At 53.7% G+C, this 12,337-nt stretch carries 11 protein-coding genes and 1 tRNA gene; 3 read left to right on the top strand and 9 right to left on the bottom strand.

The window, feature by feature from the left end; translation table 11 throughout:
• Nucleotides 1-310: 310 nt before the first annotated feature.
• Nucleotides 311-808 (bottom strand): Spy/CpxP family protein refolding chaperone, encoded by a 498-nt coding sequence (locus ACK2VC_RS16740; protein ID WP_486731506.1) that lies wholly within the window; start codon nt 806-808, stop codon nt 311-313.
• 235 nt (nt 809-1,043) lie between these two features.
• Nucleotides 1,044-1,136: transfer RNA gene (locus ACK2VC_RS16735), tRNA-Leu, on the bottom strand.
• A 959-nt stretch (nt 1,137-2,095) separates the two neighbouring features.
• Between ACK2VC_RS16735 and ACK2VC_RS16730 the strand changes: the two genes are divergently transcribed.
• From ACK2VC_RS16730 to ACK2VC_RS16720, 3 genes are all read left to right on the top strand, one after another.
• Nucleotides 2,096-2,227: a hypothetical protein gene (locus ACK2VC_RS16730; protein ID WP_486731505.1), complete on the top strand. Its 132-nt coding sequence runs from the start codon at nt 2,096-2,098 to the stop codon at nt 2,225-2,227.
• Nucleotides 2,228-2,511: 284 nt separating this feature from the next.
• On the top strand, nt 2,512-2,868 hold the full coding sequence (locus tag ACK2VC_RS16725) for a diacylglycerol kinase (protein ID WP_486731504.1): 357 nt from the start codon (nt 2,512-2,514) through the stop codon (nt 2,866-2,868).
• A 94-nt stretch (nt 2,869-2,962) separates the two neighbouring features.
• A complete protein-coding gene (locus tag ACK2VC_RS16720; RefSeq protein ID WP_486731503.1) occupies nt 2,963-4,123 on the top strand; it encodes a glycosyltransferase family 4 protein in 1,161 nt (386 codons plus the stop codon).
• Nucleotides 4,124-4,144: 21 nt separating this feature from the next.
• Here the strand turns inward: ACK2VC_RS16720 and ACK2VC_RS16715 are convergent, their stop codons facing one another.
• From ACK2VC_RS16715 to ACK2VC_RS16685, 7 genes are all read right to left on the bottom strand, one after another.
• Nucleotides 4,145-5,317, bottom strand: a complete 1,173-nt coding sequence (locus tag ACK2VC_RS16715) for a glycosyltransferase family 4 protein (protein WP_486731502.1) — start codon at nt 5,315-5,317, stop codon at nt 4,145-4,147.
• Complete coding sequence (locus tag ACK2VC_RS16710; RefSeq protein ID WP_486731501.1) at nt 5,314-6,354, bottom strand: SDR family oxidoreductase; 1,041 nt, start codon at nt 6,352-6,354, stop codon at nt 5,314-5,316. The genes ACK2VC_RS16715 and ACK2VC_RS16710 overlap by 4 nt, the downstream gene beginning before the upstream one ends.
• 11 nt (nt 6,355-6,365) lie before the next feature.
• The gene (locus ACK2VC_RS16705) at nt 6,366-7,649 is read right to left on the bottom strand and encodes a nucleotide sugar dehydrogenase (RefSeq protein ID WP_486731500.1); all 1,284 of its coding nucleotides are present in this window, start codon (nt 7,647-7,649) and stop codon (nt 6,366-6,368) included.
• A 300-nt stretch (nt 7,650-7,949) separates the two neighbouring features.
• Nucleotides 7,950-9,020 carry an EpsG family protein gene (locus ACK2VC_RS16700; RefSeq protein ID WP_486731499.1) on the bottom strand — a complete coding sequence of 357 codons (1,071 nt, stop codon included), beginning with the start codon at nt 9,018-9,020 and terminating at the stop codon, nt 7,950-7,952.
• A 2-nt stretch (nt 9,021-9,022) separates the two neighbouring features.
• On the bottom strand, nt 9,023-10,993 hold the full coding sequence (gene asnB, locus ACK2VC_RS16695; protein WP_486731498.1) for an asparagine synthase (glutamine-hydrolyzing): 1,971 nt from the start codon (nt 10,991-10,993) through the stop codon (nt 9,023-9,025).
• A gap of 6 nt (nt 10,994-10,999) precedes the next feature.
• Entirely contained in the window at nt 11,000-11,734 is a 735-nt protein-coding gene (locus ACK2VC_RS16690; RefSeq protein WP_486731497.1) for a DUF2334 domain-containing protein, read from the bottom strand.
• Entirely contained in the window at nt 11,727-12,326 is a 600-nt protein-coding gene (locus ACK2VC_RS16685) for a class I SAM-dependent methyltransferase (protein WP_486731496.1), read from the bottom strand. Before ACK2VC_RS16685 ends, ACK2VC_RS16690 begins: the two co-directional genes overlap by 8 nt.
• Between the last annotated feature and the right edge of the window lie 11 nt (nt 12,327-12,337).

Below are 12,337 nucleotides of genomic sequence, written 5' to 3'. Positions count from 1 at the left end.
AGTAGGTTCAACTGCTGGGCCGCGGCCCTTCCTTGACGATGAGCAGGCCGGGATTGGCCTGTTTGTCATTTGCTTGCTGTCAATTTTTTGTGCACGGATTATAGCGTACGCGAATAATGACAAACTGACTCGCGCAGCGAAGTGTCGGTATTTTTCGCTGAGTGATTTGAGACCGGGAGCGGCTGGTTATCGGCGGGATTGTTTCAAAAACTGACTGAAACCGGAATTGCGGAGAATTACCAGCACGCGGGCTACATGCCGTCTCCTGTCAGGGGCAGGGGGCATCACAGGGGAAGCTTGGACCCGGCAATTACCGGCTACCCCAACCGCGCCGCAGTTGCTCGCGTTGTTGTGTCGTCAGCACGCCGTCGATGCGCTTGCGTTGTTCCAGCCAATTCTCGAACATCTGTTTGCGCAGATCAGCCATCGCGGCATATGCCTTGCGCGCGGCTTGCTCGTCAAACTGACCTGTGGGAAGGCCCTGTTCATGCATCTTGCCCATCAGGTCCCATTGTTTGCCCAGAAACTCTTTCTCGATCTGCTCTATCTTCGCACGCTGCTCGCTGGTGAGATCAGGAATATTGCCGAGGCCATAGCGCCCCATCATTCCCGGACCCATCTTGTAGCCATCCCGGTAGCCACCTTGCCCGCATCCCTGGCCCCAGTCATCATCGCCCATCATGCCGGGCCCCATGCGATAGCCACCGTAGCCACCGCCCATCATCCCCGACCCCATGCCGTAAGGCTGGGACCAAGCCGACGCCGCCAATAAAAGACCGGCGACGAGCACTGTCGATGTGCGCTTCATATCCATCACCTTTTAATAGACAACGCTAGAACAATACTCAACGAACCTAATAGCAGCATTGAGCGAGGCCAAACCGCGCGCATTTGCCGGGCTTACCGCGAGCAACGCATCGTAAAACGCGTTCGTGCGATGCGAAGGCCCTGCCTTGGCGGCATCGGGCAAAGGCATGGGACCTGCCGCATGCCAGAAAGCATGCGGATTTTCAGGCCGTTTCAGATGGAATAAAACAACTGGATGGTGCCCGAGACCGGAATCGAACCGGTACGCCCCCTCTCGGGTAAGCGGCGGATTTTAAGTCCGCTGTGTCTACCAATTTCACCACTCGGGCCTGATGCGATTCTAGCGAATCGGCCTAGGACGTTCGGCGCTAGCCGAAGCGCCGAAACCATCAACAACCGCCGGCAATCCGGCAGCAGAAGAGGCGCGCATCTTAGCATATGGGGCGGTGCCAACCCTGACGTTCCGACGCAAATTATCCACGTCTCGGGAACGCCGGCAGCGTCAGGGCGGAGGCCGGTCGCCGGAAGACCGACACACATGATGACCGTGCTTTTCTGCTATTGCACTCGATATTTGAATCCGCCCGTTACTGATATGGGATATAAGAAAAATTTCCCTTATTTTATTGCCGAAAATAGTTGATGTTAGCTGAGTATATGAAATGAAGCCTGTTTCGGGTTGTTTCCCGGCCCTCAAAAAAAGTTAAGTATCACAAACATCTATATCTGACATTCTCAAAGGAAAGCAGACAACAATGATGCGACGCAATATAGTTGCTCTGTCTCCTCCAATTTCCTCCTAAAGAATTGGATTTAGCCCGCAACCGCAAGGTTTGCGGGCTTTTTTTTTGCGGTGAGCCATCGACAATCTTCGTGGTGAGCCCTATTGACGGGGGGCATTCAAGTATGGCGCCATGCAGCGATTAGATTGCACCTGGGCATCTCGACGTCGCCGGCAAAGCCAGGGGAGTGGTGGCGGCCCAGCAACTGATTGGCGAGTCGGACTTGGCGGGACGCATGCTAACGCTGGATGCGCTGCACTGTCAAAAAACATCAGACATCGCCAAATTGACAGCCCTATCCGAAGAACCGAGTCTGTTCGTGATTCGATTGCCGGTTTTATCTCATCTTGCTACGGTAATACAGTTTCGGAAAAGAAATATACTGTTATACTTGGACTAGGGTCATCTTTCTGAAAACCTTCCCCTTTTACCGCCCGGAGGAAACTATCATATGAAAAAAATTCTGCTAATCGCTGCTATTTTCGGCCTCCTTTCCACCCAAGGAATTGCTCAAACCACGCCCGCCGCTGGCGCGGCAGGTTCGGGTACCGGCGCGGGTACGGGCGCTGCTGCTAGCGCGGGTACGGCCGGTGCTGGCGCCGGTGCAGCCGCGGCGGGTGCAACCGCGGCCGGTCTGAGCGTAGGCACTATGGCCGCCATCGGAGTAGCTGTTGCCGGCGTTGCAGCGGCCGCGTCCAACTCCAATTCGACGACAAGCCACTCTACGACCCGGCACTGATTGCCTCCCGGGAACGCCCCATGGCGCTCCCAAGTCGCCCCACCACCATACCGGTACAAAGCACTGTCTGCCTGGATGCAAGCTCCAGGCAGACAGTGCTTTGTGGCGGTCGTATGGTTGCCGTTTTGCTTGAGCCATCTAACTATGAGCTGACCGTCCTGAATCGATAGGCCGCCATCTCCCATGAAGAACCAATCTTTTCACCGCCGTCTTGGTTTTGCGATTCACGGAATCGCTACGGCCTGGCGCGGCGAAAAGAGTTTTCGCCAGCAGTGTGTTATCGCGCTGGGTGTCGTATTCATCCTCGGTTGGCGCAGACCTTCCATGATCTGGTGGGCATTGCTATTACTGAACTGTGGCCTGGTGCTGGCCGCAGAACTTTTCAATACCGCACTGGAACACGCGCTCGACCATCTGAATCCGGAACGGCATCCTGCCATACGGTTAGCCAAAGATTGTTCGGCGGGGGCTGTGCTACTCCTGAGCCTCACCGCCGCGTGCATATTCATCGCATTTCTGATAGAGACATCGGTGGTTTAGCCGGCCATACCCTATGGCCATATACGTGCCTTTGCTCAGAACCAAACCGCCTTCATGGCTGACGACATATCACACACGATTCAACTGACGATGTATGCAAATACTGATTGTTTCATTCTTTTTTTCCGTGCTTGCAACGCTCCTGATCGTACGCTACAGCCACGTTCACCTGTGGCTGTCGGCCGACTACGATCTGCACGGCGTTCAGAAATTCCATGAAACTCCGGTACCGCGCATCGGTGGGGTTGGAATTTTTTTTGCAATGGTCACCGCCGGTATTTGGCTGTGGGTAACCGACTCTCGCGATGTTCGCTTTTATTTTCTGTTTCTCCTCCCCTGCTTTCTAGTTTTCGTCGTTGGATTTGTTGAAGACTTGACGAAACGGGTCAGCGCGCGCATGCGGCTGATTGCAGCCATGTGTTCAGCCTCGATAGGTTTTTTTCTGCTGAATGTCCAGCTTCAAACCTTCGATATTCCTCCAGTAGATGAGCTGCTCCAAGTTACCTATATCTCGCTTCTTCTGACCATATTCGCGGTCGCCGGGGTGGCCAACGCCGTAAACTTGATTGATGGTTTCAACGGACTTTCCGGATTCGTGTCCATGACCACGCTTTTTGCGCTCGGCTTTGTTGCCAGCCTGGTCGGAGATCATACGGTTTTCGTGTTCGCGATGATTTGTGCCGGCGCGGTCGGTGGATTTTTAATCTGGAATTACCCCAAGGCGAAAATTTTCCTGGGAGATGGCGGCGCCTACCTGGTGGGGTTCATCATTGCGGAACTGTCAGTTCTTCTGAACGAACGAAACGCAACGGTATCGGTTGTTTTCCCATTGCTGTTAATGATTTACCCGGTTTTTGAAACCATATTCACCATTTATCGGCGCAAGTTCATCAAAGGCATCTCGCCGGGCGTACCGGATGCGCTGCACTTGCACCAGTTGATCCATAAACGATGGGTTCGCTGGAATGTCGATGACGGTACGACATCCCTCAGGAGCAGAGGGAATTCAGCAACCTCGCCTTATCTTTGGGTGCTGCATCTGTTTGCGGTTATTCCCGCAATTCTATTTTGGGATAACAGCCTGGTTCTGTGCGGATTCGTCATCCTGCACATTCTTACCTACCTCTGGCTATACGACCGTATTGTTCGCTTCAAAACACCAAGGTGGTTGCTGATGTACGGCCGTGCCGGCGCCCGGCCTGCCGGGAAATTGACCAAAATAAAACAACTGGACCCCCGGGTTCGCCCGGAATGAAACAGCGCGGATGCGGGAGTTCTATTCTACTGATATTTCTTCGATCCGATGTGACGCCAGGATATTTTTCTGCCGAAAAATTTTGATGATTTGTTCAAGATAAGCGTTAAAAACGAGCTTTTCATCAAACTCCCGCTGCATTTTTTCGCGGCCCGCCAAGCCCATTTTCCTGAGATCAGGCGCCGACAAATCCAATATCCGCGACATACAGTCGGCCAGGTCGTCCACATCCTTTACCCGGCACAGGAAACCGCTAACACCGTCATCAACCGTGTCACGGCAGCCAACGGCATTGGTGGTAATGACCGGCACCCCCATGCTGGCAGCCTCCAGCAGTGTTTTCGGCGTTCCCTCGCGATAGGAAGGAAGCACGGCACAATCCGCCTGGGCAAAACATTCGCGCACATTATCGGTCGAACCCAGGTATTCAACCACGCCCTCCTCCACCCACTTGCCCATTTGCCCGCGTGAAATCGCGGATGGGTTATCGATATCCAGAAACCCAACCAGCCGGAACCGGGCATCAGGGTATTTTTTCTTCACTTTCCTGGCCGCTGCAACGAACTCGCCAATGCCCTTGTCCCAGAGCATTCGCGCGACCAGCAAGAAAACAAATTTTCCGGAATTTTTCGGCAACTCCGCCGGCTGGAAGAACTCCAGATCGACACCCGATCCAGGCAGAAGACCTGCCTGCCTCACCCGCACCAGGCCTGCGCCCAGGAAAAAATCCCTGTCGTCGGAATTCTGAAAAAAAACCTTTTCCGGAAACCTGAGGGAAAATCGGTACAGAAGGCGAACAATGACGGTAATCCAGTTCGGATTGATAAATGCCCGCCCCAATCCCGACACATTGGAAATTACAGGCACCCCGGCACATTTCGCCGCGATTGCGCCATAGATATTAGCCTTCGGCGTATAGGTCAAAAGCAGATCCGCACCGCTTTTTTTAATGAGTTTCCAATACTGCCAGGCAACTGAAATATCCTTGAAGGGGTTTGCGCCGGCGTTCTGCATCCTTATCTCAAAATATGTGCACCCCAAGTCCGCCAAACGGGGCACATACTCGTCGGTAGGCGCAAACACCACGACCTGGTACCCCTCGTCCTGCAACAGCTTGATCAGGCCGCGCCTGAAGTTGAAAACGTACCATGCCGTATTGGAAGTAATCGCGACCGTCGGTCTGGGTGCCGTCACATCGCCACCGTAGAAACATTCTCGATATACCAATCGGCAGCTTCTGCCAGCCCCTGTTGAACCCGGTGCGTCGGCGCGTAGCCCAGGCACTGTTGCGCTTTTTGAATGTCCGCTTGTGAATGCCTGACATCCCCGGCGCGAAAATCCCTGTATATCGGTGGCGTGATACCAAGCTCAGGGCATCGCTCAAAGACCAATTTCTGGATCGCGTCGAAAAGTTCGTTCAACGTGGTGCGATCTCCCAAGGCTACGTTATAGATCTGGTTCACTGCATCCGGATTCTGAACAGTGGCGGCCAGCACATTCATCTGCACAACGTTCGCTACATAGCAAAAGTCCCGGCTGGTTTCCCCGTCGCCATTAATAAACACCGGCTGCTCGCGCAAAATACTGCTGAACCACTTGGGCATGACCGCCGCATACGCGCCATCCGGATCCTGCCGCGGACCGAATACATTGAAATATCGCAAGCCGATCGTCTCCAGGCCATAGCAGCGCCCAAAAACATCCGCATAAAGCTCGTTAACGTACTTGGTCACGGCATATGGCGACAGCGGCTTGCCAATCCGGTCTTCCACTTTTGGTAAGCCGGGATGATCGCCATAAGTCGAGCTGGACGCCGCATACACAAACCGCCGTACCTTGGCATCACGGCTGGCCGTCAGCATGTTCAGAAAACCCGAGATATTGATTTCATTGGTACGGATCGGGTTTTCCAGCGAGCGCGGCACACTGCCCAGAGCCGCTTGGTGCAGCACATAATCAACGCCGGCGACCGCCTGGCGACACGCATCCAGGTCACGGATATCGCCCTCATGAAAGCGGAAACGCTCCCATTGCTCGGGACGCACCAACTCCTGCACCCACTCCAGATTTTTGCGAAAACCCGTTTCAAAGTTATCGAGCCCGATAACCCGTTGATCCAGCTTGAGTAATGCCTCCAGCAAATTCGAGCCGATAAAACCGGCGACACCGGTGATCAGCCACGTTTTCCGATCGGCGCGCAACTCTTGTTGCTTGTCCTGGTAAGCAGTCATCCGGTTCCTTCTCACAGACGCCAAAGCCGGATACCGGCAGCGGCGAAATCCACCTGATTACAAATTCCTTTAACGTCAATTACGACCGGGTTGTTTTTCAGCATGCGCAAATAATCCGTGACGCCCAACTGGGAAAAATCCTTATGCGCCACCGCAACAACCACCGCTTCCGATGGTCGCAACCGATCCAGCGATGTCAACTTCACGCCATATTCTTCCTTGGCCTTGGCTTCGTCCGCTTCCGGGTCGCAAACCTGCACCTCCAGCCCGAAGGATTGCAGTTCGCGAATCACGTCAATCACCTTCGAGTTCCGCAGGTCCGGGCAATTTTCCTTGAAGGTCAGGCCGAGCACGGTCACCGTGCAGCGGCCAACATCGTGCCCTGCATGAATCAGTTGTTTAATGGTCTGTTGCCCAACATATGCGCCCATACCATCGTTAATGCGCCGGCCAGCAAGAATCACCAACGGATGGTAACCAAGCATTTCTGCCTTGTGCGTCAGGTAATACGGGTCAACCCCGATGCAATGGCCGCCCACCAGGCCGGGTTTGAACTTGAGGAAATTCCATTTGGTCCCGGCAGCTTCCAGCACACTGTTGGTATCGATCCCCATCCGATCAAAAATCAGCGACAACTCGTTCATCAAGGCGATATTCAAATCGCGCTGGGTGTTCTCGATCACCTTCGCAGCTTCCGCGACCTTGATCGTAGCCGCGCGGTGCACCCCCGCCGTGACCACCGATTCATAGACCGCAGCAATCACATCCAGCGTTGCGGCATCCTGCCCTGAAACCACCTTGGTGATTTTTGTGAACGTGTGTTCCTTGTCACCGGGGTTGATCCGCTCCGGGCTATAGCCAACCGTAAAATCCACGCCGCACTTCAGGCCAGACACCCGCTCCAGAATCGGCACACACACGTCTTCGGTTACGCCGGGATAAACCGTGGACTCGTAAACCACGATGTCGCCTTCTTTCAGCGCGCGCCCTACCGTTTCCGAGGCGCGCTCAACCGGCGTCAGATCCGGCTGATGCGCATCATTGACCGGCGTCGGCACCGCCACAATATGAAAGTCGGCAGTCGCCAACTGCTCCGGGTCAGCGGTGAAGACGATATCTGAGCGCGCCAAATCGGCAGCATCAACTTCATTGGTACGATCCACACCATCCCGTAACTCGACCAGCCGTGCCGCATTGACATCAAAGCCAATCGTCCTGGCTTGCTTGCCGAAAGCCACCGCCACGGGCAGGCCGACATAGCCAAGTCCTACAACAGAAATTTTTCTTGTATGCATAGTTCACATTTTAATATTTGACGCCGATGAAATAGCTTATTTCCAGATACTGGTTTACAGTATTTTTAAATCTGCAACGATTGATAACGGAAACCGTTACATTAATAATGATACTCCCAATAACACCTTCGTTAATTACCACGGGACAACTGTGCAAACCACTCCATCAGCATTCCGGTTTTGCCATGAATCGCAACCAGGTGCAGCAGTTTAGTCAAGGCCAGTCGGCCTTCGGCATATTCCGGACAACCGATTCTTCGACACACGTCCTCACCCAAAAAACTGCCTCGCCAAATCAGGTTAGCGCCACAGCAGTACCCACGGATAAAACTGGTAAGGCAGCCAGGCAAATGCATGGGATGCAAAGACCAACCAGACAAACAGCACCGCCGCGCTGTAGGCCACCACGGCGCCTACCCAAATAACATTGTGACCCTCGCGTTTTCCCAAAACATTGGGCAGGCGCGATAACACAAACAACTGCAGCGGAATCCAGTACAGGGCGACCCGATCCACCGCCGTGGAGGACGGCGACACCACCAACAACCCCACAAAGCCCAGCGCCCCCAGCGACATCCAGCTCCAGAACGCCCGGTCTTCCTGCGGCATTTCAAAGCGTTGGCGATAAAACAGGAACAACGCCGCCGGCAACGCATTCATGGCCACGCGGATGGCTGCCCCGGACGAATCGTATTGCGCCCCGATATAGTTGGCGGCCAGTGCCTCCACCGACCCCTGCAGCAACAGCAAAAAAAATAGCAAGGAAGCCAAGCCTATCCATAACACCATCCAGATCCGATGCCGGGTCCCGGCCAATGCGGCCAGCGGCATCAAGATTACCGCCGATTTATGAAACGTCGCCGCCAGCGCCACAAACGCCACGAAACGCAGTATTTTTTGATCTGACAGTGCCACCAGCGCCAGCATGGCAAGGCCGATCGCTACCCCTTGACGCGTATAACCCATGGCCACCACCGTTACCAGATACGGCACTGCCACCACCAGCGCCAGCCAGGGCCGCGGCTGGGCTCGACAAAACGTCACCAAACCCCAGGCAAATAGCGCCGCACAGACGGTATTGACAAAATAAGGTCCAAGCTTCGTCTGGGCCGCAATCCAGTTGAGCATTCCATAGGCCGGATCGCTACTGGAAACAGCCTCCCGAAACGACTGGTAGCCCGCTTGTCTGACGTAGCCAAGGTAATTAAACCAATCTCCTCCGACCTCATGGCGCAGCCCGATCATCAACACCAGAAGCGCAAATACCACGAGCCACCAGTCAGGCCAGTAGGCTGCCCGGACTCGCACTGGCCGCAGGCGCGTGGTGGCGCGCCACGCCACCAGAAAAAACAAGAACCAGTAAGGCACCATCGTTAGCGACTCTCTTCAAGCCAAGCCTGAAACATCAGGACATTCCACAGGTGCGGCCCCCAGTTGCGCTGCCCGCTCAAATGTTCCGCCCACTTTTGCCGAATCGGCCCAGGATAAAAATAGCCTTCCTGACGAAGATGTTGCTCCCCCAGCAAATTTTCGGCCCATTCGCGCAATGGGCCGCGCAGCCATTCGTGCAACGGAATCCCGAACCCCATCTTTGGGCGCTCGATCAGTTCGCGCGGCACATGCCGATACAACACTTCACGCAGCGGCCATTTGCCAACACCATTACGCAGCTTATACGCCAGCGGCAAGCCCCAGGCGAATTCGACAATCCGATGATCCAGCAGCGGCACGCGCGTTTCGAGACTGACGCCCATGGCTGCACGGTCCACCTTACATAAAATGCCGTCCGGCAGATAGCTCAGCATATCCAGCGCCATCATCTGATGGACGAAATGATCGGTGGCAGGCTGCCGACCAGAGTCGGTAAGCACGGAGGATGATTCAGCGCCATCGATCACCACGCCAGCCGGATCGGTCCATTGACTCACCAGCAAGCGGTACAACTCAACCGCACTACCGGCAGCCAGCACCCCTGCGCCTTTATGCAGCTTGTCGCCAATATTGGCCCGCGCAAGACTTACGGGTAGCAGACTCTGCATCGGCCCCAATAACCGGTTCCACGTGGAGGGCGACAGGCTCGTCAACGCGCCGGCCAAGACACGACGCATTCCCACCGGCAGACGCTGCAGCTTGTGCCACAACTGCTGGCCCAGCACATACGAGTTGTAGCCGCCAAACAGCTCATCCCCAGCATCACCGCTAAGCGACACGGTGACATGCCGACGCGCCAGTTGGCTGACCAAAAACGTCGGGATTTGCGAGTAATCCGCGAACGGTTCGCAGTACAGGTTCGGCAACTTGGGAATGACATCCAGCGCCTGCCGTGGCGAGACATACAGCTCGGTATGATCTGTACCGAGGTGCCGTGCCACGGCTTTGGCATGCTCGGCCTCGTTGTAGCCGGCCTCGCCAAAACCGATGGTGAAGGTTTTTACGGGGTGGCCGCCCTGCTCCTTGGCCACTACCTGCATCAAGGCAACCACGGTGCTGCTATCCACGCCACCCGACAAAAATGCGCCCAACGGCACGTCGGCCGCCATTTGCTGACGCACCGCATCTTTCAACATCGACTCCAACGCATCGACAGCCTGCTCCGGCGTACCGGCAAATGGCTGCGCCAGCCCTTGTTCCACCGCCGCCTTACCGCTCCAGTATGTGATTAACCGCGGCATCCGATCCGCCAGCGACACCGACAGCAGGCAGCCAGGCGGCAGCTTGGCAATGTCGCGATAAATGCTATGCGGCGCTGGAATGTAGCCATGGCGCATCAGCAAGCAGAGCGCGCCACGGTCGATTTCTGCGGCAAACGTCGGATGGGCCTTGAGGGCCTTGAGTTCAGACCCAAATAAAAACACCGCGCCTTCCCCGCACCCCTGCCAGCCGTAATAAAGCGGCTTTTCACCCAACCGGTCCCGCCCCAGCGTCAGCGTGCGCGTCTGCTTATCCCATACCGCAAATGCAAACATACCGGTACATTTTTCTACCGTCACCCCAACGCCCCAAGCGTCGAAGCACGCCAGCAACGTCTCGGTATCGGAATGACCGCGCCAAGCCGGCGCCCTCCCCACAGATTCGAGTTCTCCACGCAGCGCCAAGTGATTGTAAATTTCGCCATTGAAAGCCAGCACGAACACTCCGCTTGCGGAAAGCATGGGCTGATGCCCGGTAGATGATAAATCGAGGACCGCAAGGCGCCGATGTCCCAACGCAAAACCCTGTTCTCCATCAAACCAAAGCCCCGAACCGTCCGGGCCACGGTGTGTAATCACCTCAAGCATCCTGACAAGTGTGTCAGATTCTTGATAAGAAGAAGAGCCGCCAAGAAATCCAGCAAGACCACACATAACAGCCTATGCCCCACGCCTTATATTGCGAATTGTACGCAGGCCAATTTCAGAAATATATCTAGCAGAGGTGCCCACAATTGGTACATCTCTAACAGCAAGGGCGTCTTCAAAAGAAATAAAATGTTTTTTATTTAACTCAATAAATAATTTAATTTTCTCGATCTCCCTTACTGTCATATTATTGATGTGCAGACAAATAGTATAAATACCAAAACCAAACTGTATTGGCGAAGAAAACAACTGCGGAAGTACACGTAAGTTACCGATCTTATATGGATAAATCCCGTATCCGTCCGTTAATGCTCTAAACCCAAGATCGCTCAGGGCAGAAACAGTTATCCTATCAAAAGAATGTGCTGGAGCCATGAATAGTGGTTGCCAAATTTTATTGGCAACCATTATTTTTTTTCCTGCCTCTAGTTTTTCAATTTGCTCACCATATGACAGACCTGCAAACTCCGATCTGCGATTTATTCTCAATAGACCGGCGTCTGAAGTTACGTACTCATGTGTATAACCGTGCTGCGCAATCGACCACCCGCTAGCAGCCCATTGTCTCACCACACTCCAAAAATCTTCACGCGTCGGCTCAACTACTAATTTTTTATCTTTATTTGATGGAACCACACCAAGAATAGGTTTTACGTTGTATTTAAGAAGAGTTTTTTCCAACTGTTCAAACTTCGTCCATGCCATGGTCGGAGTAATGTCGTCAAGACGAATTATGTATTTACTCATTACACGAAATTTCGATTAAATGGAGGCGGCGGACGCCGTCAATAGCATCTATCGTTTTGGCAATACGCCCAAGAGAAGAAAGAAAATCGGCATCATGATTATATCTATATCCATTAGATCCCTTTTTTATTTCATCGACGAGCAAATAACGCAATCCAATTCGTTCCTTTATTGACATAACAGCTTCTTTAATTTCTAAAGATTTAATATTGTGCAGCCAATTAACCATAATCAGAAGGTCAACAGGATAATTACAAGCCTTCTGCAATTTATCGATTTCAGAAAGGGATGCAACATGAAAATTTACCGACCTTGAAGCGATACGACTTCCCGCTTTGATCACTGTAGGGTCTGCGTCAAAACCAAATCTTCGTTCAGCAGGAATTCGACAAATAATCTCGCCTAGGCCGCATCCTATTTCCATTACCGTAGAAGCTCCAGCGTGGTTGGCGAGTTCGACAACCTGTTTTTTATACGGGCGGCAAGACCATGGAGCGGACGCATGCCACCAATCAAACCGATAGATTCGCCAAAGTATATAGTTATAAAATTTTCCGAAAAGACAGCAAATCAGGCAAACTCCAGGCTTCATATGAGGCCTCC

The sequence above is a fragment of the Herbaspirillum sp. WTB6 genome, assembly GCF_057457785.1.
The sequence above is the reverse complement of the archived record's forward strand: the minus strand, read 5'-3'. Positions and strand labels throughout refer to the sequence as shown.

Bases quoted from the DNA above. Each gene is read 5' to 3' on its own strand.
- ACK2VC_RS16690 (WP_486731497.1), bottom strand. From the start codon at position 11,734: ATGAGTAAATACATAATTCGTCTTGACGACATTACTCCGACCATGGCA.
- ACK2VC_RS16720 (WP_486731503.1), top strand. From the start codon at position 2,963: ATGCAAATACTGATTGTTTCATTCTTTTTTTCCGTGCTTGCAACGCTC.
- ACK2VC_RS16725 (WP_486731504.1), top strand. From the start codon at position 2,512: ATGAAGAACCAATCTTTTCACCGCCGTCTTGGTTTTGCGATTCACGGA.
- ACK2VC_RS16740 (WP_486731506.1), bottom strand. From the start codon at position 808: ATGAAGCGCACATCGACAGTGCTCGTCGCCGGTCTTTTATTGGCGGCG.
- asnB (WP_486731498.1), bottom strand. From the start codon at position 10,993: ATGTGTGGTCTTGCTGGATTTCTTGGCGGCTCTTCTTCTTATCAAGAA.
- ACK2VC_RS16685 (WP_486731496.1), bottom strand. From the start codon at position 12,326: ATGAAGCCTGGAGTTTGCCTGATTTGCTGTCTTTTCGGAAAATTTTAT.
- ACK2VC_RS16700 (WP_486731499.1), bottom strand. From the start codon at position 9,020: ATGGTGCCTTACTGGTTCTTGTTTTTTCTGGTGGCGTGGCGCGCCACC.
- ACK2VC_RS16705 (WP_486731500.1), bottom strand. From the start codon at position 7,649: ATGCATACAAGAAAAATTTCTGTTGTAGGACTTGGCTATGTCGGCCTG.
- ACK2VC_RS16710 (WP_486731501.1), bottom strand. From the start codon at position 6,354: ATGACTGCTTACCAGGACAAGCAACAAGAGTTGCGCGCCGATCGGAAA.